The 13180-nt window shown below is 40.0% G+C and carries 10 protein-coding genes; 2 read left to right on the forward strand and 8 right to left on the reverse strand.

Features of this window, described 5'->3' with window-relative positions; genetic code table 11:
* Nucleotides 1-412: 412 nt before the first annotated feature.
* The 3 genes from L1D46_RS11265 to pyrC form a co-directional block, all read right to left on the reverse strand.
* Nucleotides 413-1027: a response regulator transcription factor gene (locus L1D46_RS11265; RefSeq protein ID WP_130051251.1), complete on the reverse strand. Its 615-nt coding sequence runs from the start codon at nucleotides 1025-1027 to the stop codon at nucleotides 413-415.
* Between the two features lie 429 nt (nucleotides 1028-1456).
* Nucleotides 1457-1666 carry a cold-shock protein gene (locus L1D46_RS11270; RefSeq protein WP_036967526.1) on the reverse strand — a complete coding sequence of 70 codons (210 nt, stop codon included), beginning with the start codon at nucleotides 1664-1666 and terminating at the stop codon, nucleotides 1457-1459.
* 345 nt (nucleotides 1667-2011) lie between these two features.
* Entirely contained in the window at nucleotides 2012-3058 is a 1047-nt protein-coding gene (gene pyrC / locus L1D46_RS11275) for a dihydroorotase (protein ID WP_130051250.1), read from the reverse strand.
* Nucleotides 3059-3249: 191 nt separating this feature from the next.
* On the opposite strand from pyrC, the gene L1D46_RS11280 reads away from it, so the two are divergent.
* On the forward strand, nucleotides 3250-5619 hold the full coding sequence (locus L1D46_RS11280; RefSeq protein WP_130051249.1) for an EAL domain-containing protein: 2370 nt from the start codon (nucleotides 3250-3252) through the stop codon (nucleotides 5617-5619).
* Between the two features lie 58 nt (nucleotides 5620-5677).
* Here the strand turns inward: L1D46_RS11280 and L1D46_RS11285 are convergent, their stop codons facing one another.
* On the reverse strand, nucleotides 5678-7957 hold the full coding sequence (locus L1D46_RS11285) for an acyl-CoA dehydrogenase (RefSeq protein ID WP_130051248.1): 2280 nt from the start codon (nucleotides 7955-7957) through the stop codon (nucleotides 5678-5680).
* A gap of 168 nt (nucleotides 7958-8125) precedes the next feature.
* Here L1D46_RS11285 and L1D46_RS11290 point away from each other — a divergent pair, with 168 nt between their 5' ends.
* Entirely contained in the window at nucleotides 8126-9976 is a 1851-nt protein-coding gene (locus L1D46_RS11290; RefSeq protein ID WP_130051247.1) for a M2 family metallopeptidase, read from the forward strand.
* Between the two features lie 57 nt (nucleotides 9977-10033).
* Here L1D46_RS11290 and L1D46_RS11295 read toward each other — a convergent pair whose 3' ends face one another.
* From L1D46_RS11295 to L1D46_RS11310, 4 genes are all read right to left on the reverse strand, one after another.
* Entirely contained in the window at nucleotides 10034-10822 is a 789-nt protein-coding gene (locus L1D46_RS11295; protein ID WP_130051246.1) for a putative porin, read from the reverse strand.
* 220 nt (nucleotides 10823-11042) lie between these two features.
* Entirely contained in the window at nucleotides 11043-11417 is a 375-nt protein-coding gene (locus L1D46_RS11300; protein ID WP_130051245.1) for a PH domain-containing protein, read from the reverse strand.
* 2 nt (nucleotides 11418-11419) lie between these two features.
* Nucleotides 11420-12328: an ABC transporter ATP-binding protein gene (locus tag L1D46_RS11305; RefSeq protein WP_130051244.1), complete on the reverse strand. Its 909-nt coding sequence runs from the start codon at nucleotides 12326-12328 to the stop codon at nucleotides 11420-11422.
* Nucleotides 12325-13143 (reverse strand): ABC transporter permease subunit, encoded by an 819-nt coding sequence (locus L1D46_RS11310; protein WP_167657779.1) that lies wholly within the window; start codon nucleotides 13141-13143, stop codon nucleotides 12325-12327. Before L1D46_RS11310 ends, L1D46_RS11305 begins: the two co-directional genes overlap by 4 nt.
* Nucleotides 13144-13180 lie beyond the last annotated feature (37 nt).

Consider the following 13180-nt stretch of genomic DNA (forward strand, 5'->3'; position numbering starts at 1 on the left):
CTGATATCTTTTAATAGATATCAACCCTCCAATAATGCTAAATGCATCAGAGTCTGTCAACTTGATGTTCGGCTTTCGTCGGAAAAATTTGGTGACTCGTCGTTGAAAGGAAAAGAACCAAAACAACGAATTAACAAAAATATAACAGAGGTGTTCATATGATACTTCTATAGCCCTTTGCTGGCGAACATTGCATTCATATTAGGTTCAACCTTAAACATAAATGTAACATTTTATGAAATCTGAAAATGCTGAAGAAAAATGAAAAAAAAATTCCGTTTATTCATCTAAAAAATCTATTTTGAAGAATTTTTATGCACTCGCCACGTGTAACCGCTCAATAAGCAGCCAAATCAGGCACTAAACACAAGAATGAGAGAGTTGAAATCTCTCACCGCTATGGGTGAGAGAGTTAAAATATTGCGCGGTCTTTTACAAGCTTGGCAAGTGAAATAATTGAATCAACTTCAAGCTTTTCAAATATTTTCGCTTTGTATGTACTTACTGTTTTGTTACTAATAAAGAGCTTTTCACCGATATCTTTGTTCGATAAGCCTTGTAGTAAATAATTCATCACCGCAAGCTCACGTTCAGTTAGTAACTCGTCAATGTCTTTTTCCGAAGCGATTAAGTGCTCTTGCGGGAAGAATGTATAACCACGCAAAATCATTTCAACGGCTGAAGAGATATCTTCAAGGCTTTCTGCTTTGTTTACAAACCCCTGCGCACCAAGTTTTGCAGCTGTACGGATAATATGCTTGTCTTGCTTAGCTGATAGAAACAACACTTTACCAGTAAAACCACTACTGACGGCGCGCTTATATAAACTAAAGCCATCGGAGTCTTCTAACTCGATGTCTAGAATCGCTAGCGCTACATTATTACTTTTTAAAAACTGCAACGCTTCTTTTTGACTTGCAACAGCTTGTACTTCGTTTACTAGTGTAGACTTGGCAAGTGCCATTTTAATTGCTGTTGCCACCATTGGGTGGTCGTCTACCAAAAGTATATTGTTTCCTATGCTCATCGATTAGCAAACCTTCATTATATTTCATCAAACAAGTATAAGTTACTCAGCATTATTTCCACATGTGGATAAGTTAAGTTTAGCGGGTTATTTCTAGTTTGGTGAAAAATAACTGTAAACATTTTGCTGCTAACTTTCGAGTTCAATCAAAACTACTAACTAACATAACAGACGCTGTTATGTTTAATAAATTACATCGTTACAGCATATAATACTTTAGTTATGGAGAGTAGCTTTTAGAGCATAGATCGTGAAGTTCTAGCTTATCTTCTGATTAAATTAGTCGTTTTCAATGCCTTTGGAGGAATATAATTTCGGTACAGCTAATTAATGTTTGGTGAGATATGAATGTTGCGATATTTGTGAGGTAATGATGAATTTTGGTGAAACAGAAACTGTTCCACCAAAATGAGAGGTTCACATAATAAATTATGCTACTTCTACGTTCTCAGCTTCAGGGCCTTTTTGACCTTGTTTGATGCCGAAAGATACTTGTTGACCTTCGCTAAGAGTGCGGAAGCCTGTACCTGTGATAGCACTGAAGTGTACGAATACATCAGGGCCATTTTCTTGTTCAATAAAACCGAAGCCTTTAGCTTCGTTGAAGAACTTAACTTTACCAGTAACCGTGTTTGACATACCAAATTTTCCTGTAAGTCAATTATTAAAATTCAGCCATAATGGCTCTATCCTCCCTGAGTGAATGCCCAATAAACTTGGGGTAAAGTACAGGAAGAACCAATAACCTAACCGGTAACCGTACAGCCGCACATTATCCGTAAATTCAATACGCAAAAACTCAAAGCAATTTAAGACTAACACATTAAATAGTTTTTAGCTCTATTAATCGAAAATAATTTTAAGGTCAACTGCCGAAACAAAAATATATGACAGTATTATTTATAAACAATTAATAATAAATGAAAAAAGCCCATCAAAATGATGGGCTTCTAATTTTCAAGAAAAGAGTGCTATTGCTTTAGATTATTTTACTTGCCAATCCATTTTCGCTTCAGCTTTGATTGGCACCACTTCTGAATCACCTAGTTTATAGCTTGCTGGTACCGTCCAGCTTTCTTTAAATAGTGTAATAGTATCTTGGTTACGAGGCATACCATAGAAGTCTGGACCAAAGTGGCTTGCAAAACCTTCTAGTTTATCTAAAGCCCCCGCTTCTTCAAATGCTTCAGCATATAACTCAATCGCAGCATGTGCTGTGTAAGCACCTGCACATCCGCAAGCTGCTTCTTTTTTATCTTTGTAGTGCGGAGCAGAATCAGTACCTAAGAAGAACTTTTTACTACCACTTGTTGCAGCAGCAATCAACGCTTGTTGATGGATATTACGCTTCAAAATAGGTAAGCAGTAATAATGAGGGCGAATTCCACCCGCTAACATGTGATTACGATTATAAAGTAAGTGATGAGCAGTAATTGTTGCTGCTACATTTTCAGGTGCATTATTAACAAACTCTACCGCATCTTTTGTTGTGATGTGCTCAAGCACAATTTTTAAGTTAGGGAAATCGTTCACTACGTCCGCTAAAATTGTTTCTAGGAACACCTTCTCACGATCAAAAATATCAATAGATGAATCTGTCACTTCACCATGAACAAGCAACAACATACCCACTTCTTGCATTGCTTCAAGTACAGGGTAGATGTTTTTGATTGAAGTAACACCTGAATCTGAGTTTGTAGTCGCACCAGCTGGGTACAACTTAGCTGCAACAATTTTACCCGTTGCTTTCGCTTTTTTGATTTCTTCTGGCGTAGTTTTATCTGTCAGATAAAGCACCATTAACGGTTCAAAGTTACCCTGTGGACCGGCAGCTTTAATTCGCTCATAGTAAGATAACGCAGTTTCTGTACAAGTTGCCGGTGGAACAAGATTAGGCATGATAATTGCGCGACCCATGTAACGGCTTGCGTCACGAACGGTATCAACGAGTTGCTCACCATCACGTAAATGAATGTGCCAATCATCAGGGCGTGTAATTGTTAGAGTTTGCATCGAATTTAAATCTGACATTGCTTGTTTCCACGGCTAAAGTTAGGGGGATAGCGTAAACTTTGAGCAAATAACCTTGCTAAATTACCCAAGTTCATATTCAGGTGCCTAGTTTACACCAGTTCCAGTTTTTTTTGAAAATAACTTTGTGGATAGTTTGATAGTAGGTTAACGTAATAAATTAATACAACATTTCGGTTACCTTTTATTCTATGCCTAAGAGTTTAGACACTGCTTTTGCACTTGAGGTCAAAACAGACCAACTACATATAATTAATCAATTTTCATCATCTGTAATGCAATTAGACACAGTTGAAGAATTATTAGAATATGTTACGTCTGAAGTGGTTAGCCGCCTAGGCTTTATTGAATGTGTAATTTACCTCGCAGATGATAAAACTCGCACCCTAAAAGAAATGGCTTCTATAGGCACAGCTGGCAGCCATGATACTTACCATATTGACCGTACAGAAATCAGCTTTGATCAAGGCATTACGGGTTATGTCGCAAGTACTGGTAAACCTTTGATGATTGCTGATGTTAGCCAAGATCCACGTTACATCGCAGATTCTCGCCCAGCTCTTTCTGAGCTTTGCGTACCATTAGTTTACAAAGAAAAAATACTGGGTGTGATTGACTGTGAGCATCCGCAAAAAGATTACTACAATGACGCGCATTTAGAGATTTTATCAACTGTCGCGCATTTATTAAGTGCCAAGATCAATCAGGTTCGCACCATAGAAAACTTACAGCAAACCGTCATGCAGTTAAACGATGCGCAAAAGCTAGAACGATCGATGCTGCAAATCGCCAATTTGACGTATCAATCAAGTGAACTAGATAGTTTTTTTGAATCATTACACGGCATTATTACCTCTTTACTCAGGGCAGATAATTTCTTCATTGGCCTTTATGACAAGCAGCTCGATGTGCTTGATTTAGTTTATATTATTGAAGAAGGCGTGCGCTCAAATGCTCATAAAAAAATATCGAAAGAACAACTAAAAGACACTGCGTCTTATTACTTACTAAATATAGATCAGTCACTTCTTTTTACTAAAGAAGAATTTCAGCAGCACATTGATGCTGGGCATTTTAAAATGGTCGGTCGTCAGGCTGAGTCTTGGCTAGGTGTACCGTTTAAAGTGAATGAGCGTATTAGCGGTGTCATTGCCGTACAAAGCTACAGTAAAAGTTACCATTATGACGAGCATGATCGTGCCTTACTCACTTATGTTAGCCGTCAAATCAGCATGGCAATAGACCGTCAATTATCAAGGCAAGAGCTTGAGCATCGAGCTCTTCACGATGAATTAACAGGACTTGCTAATCGTTCTTTACTGATTGAGCGAATTAAACATGCAATACTTCGCCTCGCAAGAGCAAATAAGCAACATAAGCATGCCCTACTCTATTTAGACTTTGACCGCTTTAAAAGTATCAATGATTCGTTAGGCCATGAAGTTGGTGACCATTTTTTAGTTAAAATTTGTGAATTGATCTTAAGCACTATTCGTAACACCGATACCTTCGCCCGCTTAGGAGGCGATGAGTTTGCCATTTTTATGGAAAACATTACCGATAAACAACAAATAAATGATGCCCTTGAACGGATCCAGCATGTGCTCGCACAGCCCCTTGATATTGATGGACACCTTCTACAAGCATCGACTAGTATAGGTGTTGCTTTTTGTGAAAGTAGTCGCGATCAAGCGTATAAGCTATTGCAGCATGCTGATGCAGCAATGTACGAGGCGAAATCATCTGGCCGTGGTAAAGTTAAGTTTTTCAACAATACAATGCGTAAAAAACTTAAAAATCATGCCGATATAGAAAATGATTTACAGCATGGCATTGAGCATGACGACTTTGAACTTTACTACCAGCCAATTTTTACTATTCAAGACACAAGAGTTGTTGGCTTTGAGGCCCTTGTGCGCTGGCATCACCCAAGCAAAGGCTTTGTCTCGCCAAATGATTTTATTCCGGTAGCTGAAGACACAGGTCAAATTATCAACCTAGATTTACATTTACTTCAGCTTGCTGCAAAGCAAATTGCAAAGTGGACGAGTGAAGGAAAAGCATTTGGCCGAATTACCGTAAATGTGTCATCACGTCACTTTGCTAGCCTCGATTTTGTGGAACAAATACATGCCTTATATAAGCAATATAAGTTACCTCTTGGCTCACTATGCTTAGAAATAACCGAATCTGGACTTATCGGTAATCTAGAGCTGGCGACAAAAATCATCAAGGGTCTTGAGCCTCTTGAAGTGAAACTGTGTTTAGATGACTTTGGTACAGGCTATTCCGCGCTTGGGTATTTACACCAATTACCGATTCATATAATGAAAATTGATAAAAGTTTCATTGACCATTTAAACAAAGCGCACAACCCCTTAGTCGATGCTATTTTATCGTTAGCGCAATCATTAAAGCTCGATGTAGTCGCAGAAGGAATTGAAACGGAAAAACAATTGGCTATTTTAAAGCAAACTCAATGTAAATTTGGCCAAGGCTTTTTAAAAGCAAAGCCTATGCCCGCTAGTGAAGCAGAAAAAGTGATAGCAAACGGCCTGTAACTAAGTATAAAAAAGCCTTGCGAATGCAAGGCTTGGCTCTATTAAATATTAGCAACGTTTACAGCTCCCCAGGAGCGAAGTTATCCACAGCTATCGCTTTTTTGCGCAGCTCATTGGCTTTGTTCATTCGCTCAGCAACGGTTTCGTTAATCAAGTTTTTCTCTGCCGCTACGACTATTGCATCCTCAAGTTCAAGGTTTTTAGCAATAGTGCCTTCTTTTTGCCATTTACGAAGCTGCTTAAAGTCATCGTGGGTATCAATCATGGCTAGAAAGGCATTTTCCATCACCCCTGTACCGGCATTTTCATCAACATAACAAAGGTGAGTTAATCTGTCTCTGAAGACACCTGGCTTGCTCATGTGCTCACACATAGTTTGTGCTAACTCGTCACTTGGGCGGTGATAATGATTACCTACCGGGAACACAATGCGTTTCAGTAAGAAATTAATAACAGGATTAGAGAAGTTTTTAAAGAAACCATCGAATGCCTGACCTATGCAAAATAACGAATGCTCAACAGCATATTGTACAAATGATAAATCAGCTTGTTGACGGCCTTCATCTTCGTAGCGTTTCAGTACACATGAAGCTAAATATAAGTGACTAAGCACATCACCTAGGCGCGCCGAAATCATCTCTTTACGTTTTAACTCACCGCCTAAAACCAGCATAGCAACATCAGTACAAAACGCTAAGCCACGACTCATGCGGCTTAATTGTTTGTAATACACAGCTGTTGCACCAGATACCGGCGCTTTTGCGAAGTAACTACGTGTTAACCCGTGTACAAACGCCATACCTGCGTTGCTACCAGCAAACAAAATATGTTGCAGTAGTAATGAGTCAAACTCTTTTAAAGCAACATCATGATCTTCCATTGCAGCCGCTTCCATTTCTTTAAGAACAAAAGGATGGCAACGCGTAGCACCTTGACCAAAAATCATCAAATTACGAGTGAGAATGTTTGCACCTTCTACAGTAATCGACACCGGGATCCCCATATAGCCATGAGCTAAATAGTTATTTGGGCCCACTTGGATCCCTTTACCTGAGTGAATATCCATAGCGTCATTCATAACAGTACGACCCATTTCTGTCATATGATATTTTGCAATTGCAGTAACCACAGACGGACTCAACTTCATATCAATCGCGCCTGCAGTCATTAGTCTTGCAGACTCTAAGGTGTAAGTTAAACCACCTATGCGCGCAAGAGCCTCTTGCACTCCTTCGAATTGTCCAATTGAAACACCAAATTGTTGACGCACAGTTGCATAGGCTGATGTCATTCTTGAAGCCAAATGGCCTGTTGCTGTACTAAGCGCAGGTAACGAAATACCTCGGCCTGCACTTAAACACTCAACTAACATGCGCCAACCTCTACCTGCGCCTTTTTCGCCACCAATGATCCAATCAAGTGGAATAAACACATCTTTACCGTAAGTTGTGCCATTCATAAATGCCATATTCAACGGGTAATGACGCTCACCTGTCTGTACACCTTCGTGATCAGTAGGAATTAGCGCACATGTAATGCCAAGCTCTGTTTTATCACCTAATAAGCCGTCAGGATCGTACATTTTAAATGCAAGACCCAGCACTGTAGCAATTGGCGCAAGCGTGATATAGCGTTTTGACCAGTTAAGTTTTAAGCCAATCACTTCTTCACCGTTATGCATGCCCTTACAAACTACACCAGTATCAGGAATACTACCCGCATCAGAACCCGCCTCAGGGCCCGTTAAAGCAAAACAAGGCACATCATCACCTTTCGCTAGGCTTGGTAACCAACGCTCTTGTTGCTCGGTAGTACCATAATGAAGCAGTAATTCGCCTGGGCCTAAGCTATTTGGCACCATGACGGTCACCGCAGCGGTTAAGCTCTTAGTGGCAATTTTCGATACGATGGTTGAATTAGCTATGGCTGAAAACTCACGGCCACCAAATTTTTCAGGAATAATTAACGCAAAGAAACCTTCTTTTTTTAGGTAGTCCCACACTTCTTTTGGTAGGTCTTTATCTTTTTGCACGATTTGATAGTCATCAAGCATAGCTAACAAGGTTTCGACTTGCTCGCTCATAAATGCGCGTTCTTTTTCGCTAAGTTCGGGTTTAGGGAAACGATGCAGCTTTTGCCAATCAGGGTTACCGCTGAATAATTCACCATCCCACCAAACATCACCTGCTTCCATGGCTTCACGCTCTGTTTGCGATAATGGCGGCAAAACTTTTTTAAACATACTAAACGTAGGTCGTGTAACAAGATTGATGCGAATGTCTTTCACAGCAAAAATTACAATCACAGCAACTAGTAACAGAATAATTACGGTCGTCATTGTGCAATCCTTTTATTTTATTTAACTGCTTCAAGTATGACTGATCGTGCCATAAATACAACGTAAGCAGCTCTTACTAAGGTTGTTTTTAGCGATGCTGTTTGTTGTTTACTAAGACACTGCTATTATGCATGTGCAATAAATAACAATAAACTTCTAGGGAACGTTATGAAAAAGACTCCATTTAAGCTCAGTATGAGCGCACTTATGGTAGCGAGTGCTCTTGCACTTACTGGCTGTAATGATGACGCTGCGAGTACAAAAACGACAACGACTGAAGTCCAAACAAGTCAAGTAACCGCACAAGATGCCGCTAAATTTATCGCCGATACTGAAAAAGAATTAAGTGCGCTTTATTTAGAAGCAAGCCGCGCTGAGTGGATTTATGCCAACTTCATCACCTATGATACTGCTGAGCTATCTGCTGAAGTTAATCGCAAAATGACCGAAGCCGTTGTACGCCTTGCTAATGAAGCTGCAAAATTTGATAGTTTAGAACTTGATTACGATGCACGCCGTAAACTTGATAAGCTAAAACTAGCGCTCACTTTACCTGCACCACAAGATGCTGAAAAAACAGCAAAACTCTCGCAGTTAGTTGCTGAGTTAGGTGGTATATATGGTAAAGGTAAATACTGTAAAGAAGATGGTAGCTGTTTAAGCCTTGGCGAAATGACCGCTAAAATGGCAACGAGCCGTGATTACAATGAATTGCTTGATTTATGGCAAGGTTGGCGTCAGGTTTCAAAACCAATGCGCCCACTGTATGAACAACAAGTTGCTTTAACCAATGAAGGCGCAAAAGAGCTAGGTTATGCGGATACAGGTGCTATGTGGCGTAGTAAATACGACATGCCAGCCGATGATTTTGCAAAAGAGCTTGACCGTATTTGGGGCCAAGTTAAACCTCTTTATGATTCATTACATTGTCATGTTCGTGCCAAGCTAGGTGAAAAATATGGCGAAGATAAAGTACCACAAGACCAACCTATCCCAGCACACCTTTTAGGTAATATGTGGGCACAGACTTGGGGTAACATTTACGATGTTGTCGCACCTGAAAATGCCGATCCTGGTTATGACGTAACAGAGCTATTAGCTGAGCACGATTACGACGAACTTAAAATGGTACGTGGTGCTGAGAAGTTCTTTACATCGATGGGCTTTGCGCCACTGCCAGATACTTTCTATGAACGCTCACTGTTTACTAAACCACAAGACCGTGACGTGCAGTGTCATGCTTCAGCATGGGATATTGATAGCAAAGATGACCTGCGTATTAAGATGTGTATTCAACGTACAGGTGAAGAATTCTCTGTTATTCACCATGAGCTAGGCCATAACTTCTATCAACGTGCATACAAAAATCAGCCTGTTTACTATCAAGAGAGTGCGAACGATGGTTTCCACGAAGCGATTGGTGACACCATTGCGCTTTCGGTTACACCGGGTTATTTAAAAGAAATTGGTTTATTAGACGAAGTGCCTGATGAGTCAAAAGATATTGGCCTACTAATGAAAATGGCATTAGACAAAGTAGCATTTATCCCATTTGGTTTATTAGTAGACCAATGGCGCTGGAAAGTTTTCTCAGGTGAAGTAACGCCAGAGAACTACAACAAAGCGTGGTGGGAATTACGTGAAAAATACCAAGGTGTACAAGCGCCTATCGCACGTAGCGAAGCAGACTTCGATCCGGGTGCAAAATATCACGTACCAGGTAACACGCCTTACACGCGTTATTTCTTAGCACACATTTTACAATTCGACTTCCACAGAAGTTTATGTGAAATTGCTGGTAACAAAGAAGCGATACACCGCTGCTCAGTTTACAACTCTGCTGAGGCGGGTGAAAAACTAAATGCGATGTTAGAAATGGGTTCAAGCCGCCCATGGCAAGAAGCTCTTGCGACGATCACTGGTAAAGAAGAAATGGATGCAACAGCAATCTTAGATTACTTTGCACCGTTACAAAAATACCTTGATGAGCAAAATGAAGGCCGCCAGTGCGGTTGGTAATGATAAAAACGAAAAAGCCCGCATAATGCGGGCTTTTTTATGTCATCAAATTAATGATTAAAACTGTAAGCTTACGTTTGCAAAGTATGCATCGTAATCTGAGTCATCCCAGTTGTTTGCATAACCTGCTTTTAAGCCAACGTTTTTGTTAAAGAAGTGCTGTGCACCAAAGCTGTAGTCATCTTCTTTATTAAAGGTTACAAAAGCTGATGTTGCTTTAGAGAAGTAGTAGTTTGAACCTAGTTCCCAAGAGCTACCGCTATCGTCTGTATCTAAGATTGTACCTTCAATTGTTAGGTAGTTACCTTGTTTAAGATCCATGAAGTATTTCGCATTTACTGCACGGTAATCAAACTCGTCGTCAGCTGTGAAAGTAAAACCTAAGTAATCAGTGCTGTTAAGCTGATGATTGTACTTAAGGTCAAACATTACTGTGTTATCACCGTCTTCTACGTCAATAAATGTCGCTTTAAGAAGAAGGTTAGGATTAAAGAAGTAACCTGCAGACACGTTGAATAAATCAGTATCTGAACCGTAATCGTAGTTGCTGTAACCTGCACCGATTACGAAATCTTGTACGAAGTATTCACCACCGATGTTAGTCACATCACCAAAGTCATCATCAGCGTACGAACCAAACACGTTGGTTGTTCTGTTGATGTATTCAAACTGGTCGTATGGACCCATTGTTTTCTTTGGTGCGAAGTAATATGTTGAATCAACACTTACTGTGTCGTTGCCATCGGTGTCCATGTACCCTAAATGGCTGATTGATTGGTAACTATCCGCAGCAGTCGCGGCAGTTGACAGAAGCATACTCGAAATAATAACTGCTAACTTTTTCATAAACAGATTTCCCTATTAACATTGTTTCATTGCTGTTGAAAACTAGCCTGATGGCTAAGTTGGGCACATGCTAACGTGAGAAAACTGAATGAGAACTTAACTAAGCATTTGTTTTTACTTGATTAATTGTAATAAAGTGTCGGCAAATGTAAAGAAAAAGTTGGCCGAAACTTTCGCCTCTGAGCCAACTTTCAAAGAAAAAATAAAGTGTGTCAGTACCTTATAAAGCAAACTGGCTTATAATTCTATAAACCTCATTAATGTTATCTCCTGCTTTAAAGTCTTTACTAATTGGTGTTGGATCTGAACCAACCCAAATTTTCAGTTCAGCATCTAGGTCAAAATGCCCGGCACTTTCTTTACTAAACTTAGTAATTTTTGAGTAAGCAATGCTCAACATTTCAACTTTTGAACCAGTAACACCTTGTTTATCAATGATAATCAATCTTTTATTTGTAAAGATGAACATATCACGAATGACTTTATAGGCTCTTTGTACTGTTTCACCATCAATCAGGGTATTGGCAAGCAGTTCTTCTAAATCGTCGTTATCAACTTCACTTGCGTTACCCATTAATCCACTTAATAGCCCCATAACTAGCTCTCCTTATGAAAGATTTGGTTTTCGAGTGTGTGACCATTCACCAGTTGACGATACTGCCAACCTTGTTGATAACAAAAGTGTAGAAGATTGATATCAAAAGGCTCGGCTGTTTTCTCAAACTCGATCACATATTCTTTTGCTTGGCTCATATAAACATGATGTACGTGGGCAAGGCCAGCAAGCTTTGCTTCTACATCATCATATTGTTGATTCAACTGTAGCGTAATAAAGTGTTTGTTATCTTGAGTGCTTGAACGGGCTTGATGTTCACTTAAAATACCTTTATCAAGGTGTAACACCTGAGAACATAAACGCTCAAGCTCAGTCAAGTCATGGGAGCTTAAAATAAATGTTGCTTCGTTACTTAAAGAACTTACCAGCTCTCTCACCTCACGAGCATGAATTGGGTCAAGGCCCGCAGTTGCTTCATCAAGCATCACTATTTCTGGTGAACCAATCAAGGCTTGTGCAATCGTCACTCTCTTACGCATACCATGAGAAAGGTCATCTGGTCGCTGCTTAGCCACTTCTGACAAACCAACGAGCTCTAAAACACGAGCCGTTTCTTTTTTACGAACCGCACCACTTAGCCCTTGTAATTGACCATAAAAGTTAAGTTGATGCGCAATACTAAAGCGAGGATCAAGCTGTGCATCTTGTGGTAATGCCGTTAGCTTACCAAATAACTCCGCACTCCCTGGGGTATGTCCCATTACCGATAATTTTCCTGAACTAGGTAAAATATAGCCGCATAACAAGCTAAATAAGGTCGTTTTACCCGCACCATTTGGACCAACCAGCGCCACTGGAGCCCCTTTATTTATTTCAAAGCTGACGTTATCTAGCGCTCGTTTAGCCCCATAGTTTTTTGACAAACCTTGTGCTTGAATTAAAACGGTCATAGTGAGCTCCTCGAAAAAATTCGTTCACCAGCAATCAATAACACTGCAGTTTGTAAGAGTGGTAAACCAAGAGCAAGTGTTACGCCGGCACGTTGACCAGCCATTAAATCAAGTTGATAGCCCGGAAATATGTAATTTAAAACCTCAAATGCAGGCCATTGCCATGTTAGTAAGCCAATCACAATATTACCGCCAGCAAAGAACAAAATAGCCAATACAAATGCAAGACGCGATGAACGAGCAAAGGTATTCAAAAAGCTCATTAGGGCAATAAAAGGCATAACCGCAACAAGCAAATAAAATAACAACATAAAGCTTCGCGATAAGCCAGAAAGCAGCAAACTTGGCTCACGATAACCGAGCATTGCAACCGTTGCCATCAAAGTAACAAACAACAGTGCCGCTAAAATTAATAGCTGTCCTAAAAAGCGGCCAATGATAATTTCTGAGCGAGTGGCTCTAAGTGATAAAAAGCGTAACGTACCTCGTTGTCTGTCGCCCACTGTCTGGTCACTACATAAAAACAAACAAAAGCTTGGGAAACTAAATAAAGCAATCAGCCAATAAACGGCCAGTTCAGATTCAGGCCAATCAAGTAATTTACTGATGCCAATGGCGCCAAATGCCTGCCTAGCAAAGTCGGCAAAATCAGGTGAGCTAATCAAGGTCACAGATTGGGCAATGGGATAGCGTAAAATAAGTAGCCAACAAATGGCAAAAGCGGCAACCGCCAACAAACCACGCTTGGTCAAAAATAGTCGTACCAGCTCAAATTGGGCAATTTGTGCAAGACGTTTAGGATGTAACTGCGTCACTCATAATCCTTAATGAATTTTATTATTAGAATTACAC

Origin of the sequence: Pseudoalteromonas sp. Isolate3 (assembly GCF_022398505.1) — a bacterium.
Classification (GTDB): Bacteria; Pseudomonadota; Gammaproteobacteria; order Enterobacterales; family Alteromonadaceae; genus Pseudoalteromonas; species Pseudoalteromonas apostichopi.

Coding starts and splice junctions, on each gene's coding strand:
- pyrC (WP_130051250.1), bottom strand. CDS start 3,058: ATGTCAGATTTAAATTCGATGCAAACTCTAACAATTACACGCCCTGAT.
- L1D46_RS11285 (WP_130051248.1), bottom strand. CDS start 7,957: ATGACGACCGTAATTATTCTGTTACTAGTTGCTGTGATTGTAATTTTT.
- L1D46_RS11265 (WP_130051251.1), bottom strand. CDS start 1,027: ATGAGCATAGGAAACAATATACTTTTGGTAGACGACCACCCAATGGTG.
- L1D46_RS11280 (WP_130051249.1), top strand. CDS start 3,250: ATGCCTAAGAGTTTAGACACTGCTTTTGCACTTGAGGTCAAAACAGAC.
- L1D46_RS11305 (WP_130051244.1), bottom strand. CDS start 12,328: ATGACCGTTTTAATTCAAGCACAAGGTTTGTCAAAAAACTATGGGGCT.
- L1D46_RS11295 (WP_130051246.1), bottom strand. CDS start 10,822: ATGAAAAAGTTAGCAGTTATTATTTCGAGTATGCTTCTGTCAACTGCC.
- L1D46_RS11300 (WP_130051245.1), bottom strand. CDS start 11,417: ATGGGGCTATTAAGTGGATTAATGGGTAACGCAAGTGAAGTTGATAAC.
- L1D46_RS11290 (WP_130051247.1), top strand. CDS start 8,126: ATGAAAAAGACTCCATTTAAGCTCAGTATGAGCGCACTTATGGTAGCG.
- L1D46_RS11270 (WP_036967526.1), bottom strand. CDS start 1,666: ATGTCAAACACGGTTACTGGTAAAGTTAAGTTCTTCAACGAAGCTAAA.